At 67.5% G+C, this 1,113-nt stretch carries 2 protein-coding genes; both read left to right on the top strand.

Annotation, left to right across the window (positions count from 1 at the left end; translation table 11 throughout):
• Positions 1–182: 182 nt before the first annotated feature.
• On the top strand, positions 183–566 hold the full coding sequence (locus ABT369_RS57850) for a hypothetical protein (protein WP_350627287.1): 384 nt from the start codon (positions 183–185) through the stop codon (positions 564–566).
• 153 nt (positions 567–719) lie between these two features.
• Entirely contained in the window at positions 720–923 is a 204-nt protein-coding gene (locus ABT369_RS57845) for a hypothetical protein (RefSeq protein ID WP_350627285.1), read from the top strand.
• Positions 924–1,113: the final 190 nt, after the last annotated feature.

Below are 1,113 nucleotides of genomic sequence, written 5' to 3'. Positions count from 1 at the left end.
CGACGGCGCGACCCTCGCCGAGTTGTACGCACTGCGTGACGGCTTCGACACGACGGTCGAGCGCGAGCCGGTCCTCGGCGGCCAGTACCTGTAAAAGCGTTGGACGACGTTCCGGATGAGGACGTGGGGGGTGGGGTCCGCGCCCGGTCGCGGCATCTCGACTGACCGCCACGATCAAGCTCGTGCTCGACGGCACCAAGAGAACATCCTGGTGCCCCGCCTGGGGAGACGCCGCCGCAGCCGCAGGGCAATGGGCGCAGCTCTGCGGTCCGACCGCGGCAGTCCTCGAGGCCCGTGTGCTGCTACGCCCGTTCCGCAATGGCTGTGCCTGGAACCCGGCCGATGAACGATGCGACGCGTTCCGGATCGGGTCCCGGCCCGTCCTGGACATCTCCGCGGCGCTGCGGCCTTCGCACGACGGCACTACATCACGGCCACAGCAGGCTGGCCGCAACCATGATCGGGTGCGCGCCGTTGAGGTCGTGCCGGTGCACTACAACGACGAAATCCAGTGGTCTACGGCATGGTCGGCGGGCACGCTGTCGGCATGGGTGTACTCGACATGATTGCCGATCGCGTCGCCGGCGGGGCGACGGTCGAGTTCCGCCCGACGGGGGCATCGATGGTGCCCTTGATCCGCAGTCGCCAGCTGGTCACGGTGGCGCCGGTGGACCCCGCTCACGAAGCGGGTGTGGTGCGACGGCACTCAAGGAGGTGAGATGGTCAAGCGTGTGACGGCGGACCGGCTGATCCTCGTAGACGTGGTGGATCATTGGTTCCACCTGCAACAGCCCACCTTCATCGGCGCCGGACAGACCTACTGGATCGATCACGAGACCAGCGAGCTGTGCGTCGACCGCGGTAGTGACCGCGTGACCCGGCATGCCCGCGTGACCCGGCACGCCGGCTGGATGTGCCGTTAGCCGAGACCCGCGGCTCGCCAACGTCAGGAATCCGCGTCTGCCGCGATCCGGTCGCTACGGAATGTAATGGCGAGTCGGATCCCCGGCGCGCACGCACATGGCTCCCCTCTAGGTCAAGGGGTTGGAGCGGGGAATGTTCTAGGCTTGGTGGTGGCGGGTTCGGTTTGTGACTTGTCCGAAGAGCCGGCTG

Origin of the sequence: Dactylosporangium sp. NPDC000244 (assembly GCF_040300725.1) — a bacterium.
Classification (GTDB): Bacteria; Actinomycetota; Actinomycetes; order Mycobacteriales; family Micromonosporaceae; genus Dactylosporangium.
The sequence above is the reverse complement of the archived record's forward strand: the minus strand, read 5'-3'. Positions and strand labels throughout refer to the sequence as shown.